Origin of the sequence: Kitasatospora sp. NPDC059803 (genome assembly GCF_042732255.1) — a bacterium.
In the GTDB taxonomy this organism is placed as follows: domain Bacteria; phylum Actinomycetota; class Actinomycetes; order Streptomycetales; family Streptomycetaceae; genus Kitasatospora.
In genome coordinates this window covers 10,311-10,876 of the sequence record NZ_JBHWIJ010000290.1, presented here as the reverse complement: position 1 = coordinate 10,876, position 566 = coordinate 10,311, and the positions used below count along the sequence as shown (strand labels likewise).

Here is a 566-nt window from a genome sequence, read left to right as displayed (position 1 = left end):
TGTGTGGGGCTCGGATATTGGTATCAGAGAGCGGTGATGAGGGCGGCGATGCGGGCCTCGTCGCGGCGGTAGTGGGTCCACTTGCCGATGCGGGTGGCGCGGACGAGGCCGGCGCGCTGGAGTTCGGCGAGGTAGGCGGAGACGGTGGACTGGGCGAGGCCGGCCTTGGCCTGGATGTGGCTGACGCAGACGCCGACCTCGCGCGGGTCGGCGACCGCTTCCTCCAGGGGGAAGTGGCGTTCGGGTTCGCGCAACCATGCCAGCAGTTGCAGGCGCGTCGGGTTGGCGATCGCCCGCAGGGCGGTGACCAGGTCAACATCCATGGCTGGAAGCGTACCGGCGTGTTACGGCAGGGCCTCGGCGAGCCGACGCCGGTCAGTGGGGCAGTGCGGTGCCGTCCGGCGGGGTGCCGATGACCTGGACGAACCGTCGGTGACGTGGCGTCAGATTCCCCCCGGTGTCGGGAAGGTGGCGGGCGGCCCCGGCCCCCGGGCCGCCGCCCGGGCGGAGCCCCCCAGGCCCCCCGCACGGGTGGTGCAGGCGGGCCCGGGCGCGGCGGGGTTGAT

General features: G+C 73.5%; 1 protein-coding gene. It reads right to left on the bottom strand.

Going from position 1 to position 566, the window contains the following annotated elements; genetic code table 11:
- Positions 1 to 23 precede the first annotated feature (23 nt).
- On the bottom strand, positions 24 to 323 hold the full coding sequence (locus tag ACFV6I_RS32355) for an ArsR/SmtB family transcription factor (protein WP_380429168.1): 300 nt from the start codon (positions 321 to 323) through the stop codon (positions 24 to 26).
- Positions 324 to 566 lie beyond the last annotated feature (243 nt).

Excerpts from the sequence above, each read along its gene's own strand:
- ACFV6I_RS32355 (WP_380429168.1), bottom strand. The coding sequence starts at position 323 with ATGGATGTTGACCTGGTCACCGCCCTGCGGGCGATCGCCAACCCGACG.